The organism is Pseudomonas sp. PA-6-3C, from assembly GCF_021605825.1.
Lineage (GTDB): Bacteria > Pseudomonadota > Gammaproteobacteria > Pseudomonadales > Pseudomonadaceae > Aquipseudomonas > Aquipseudomonas edaphica.
Window position 1 is genome coordinate 1 of the sequence record NZ_WKDV01000105.1, and the last position, 524, is coordinate 524.

Below are 524 nucleotides of genomic sequence, written 5' to 3' on the forward strand. Positions count from 1 at the left end.
TGACTGGGGTGAAGTCGTAACAAGGTAGCCGTAGGGGAACCTGCGGCTGGATCACCTCCTTAATCGACGACATCAGCTGCTCCATAAGTTCCCACACGAATTGCTTGATTCATTGAAGAAGACGATAGAAGCAGCTTTAAGCTCCAAGCTGATAGCTCTTAGCTAATCAGTGACGCTCGAAATTGGGTCTGTAGCTCAGTTGGTTAGAGCGCACCCCTGATAAGGGTGAGGTCGGCAGTTCGAATCTGCCCAGACCCACCAATTTTGTTATGGGGCCATAGCTCAGCTGGGAGAGCGCCTGCCTTGCACGCAGGAGGTCAACGGTTCGATCCCGTTTGGCTCCACCATTAACTGCTTCTGCTGTTAGAGTTTAGAAATGAATATTCTGAAGTGAATATTGATTTCTAGTCTTTGATTAGATCGTTCTTTAAAAATTTGGGTATGTGATAGAAAGATAGACTGAACGTTACTTTCACTGGTAACGGATCAGGCTAAGGTAAAATTTGTGAGTTCTCTTAGTTGAG

Annotated in this window: 2 tRNA genes and 1 rRNA gene; all 3 read left to right on the forward strand. The window is 46.0% G+C overall.

Going from position 1 to position 524, the window contains the following annotated elements:
• A 16S ribosomal RNA gene (locus GIW48_RS29670) occupies window positions 1-62 on the forward strand; the annotation flags it as partial.
• A gap of 122 nt (window positions 63-184) precedes the next feature.
• Window positions 185-261, forward strand: a tRNA-Ile gene (locus GIW48_RS29675).
• Window positions 262-271: 10 nt separating this feature from the next.
• A tRNA-Ala gene (locus GIW48_RS29680) sits at window positions 272-347 on the forward strand.
• The last annotated feature ends 177 nt before the right edge of the window (window positions 348-524 follow it).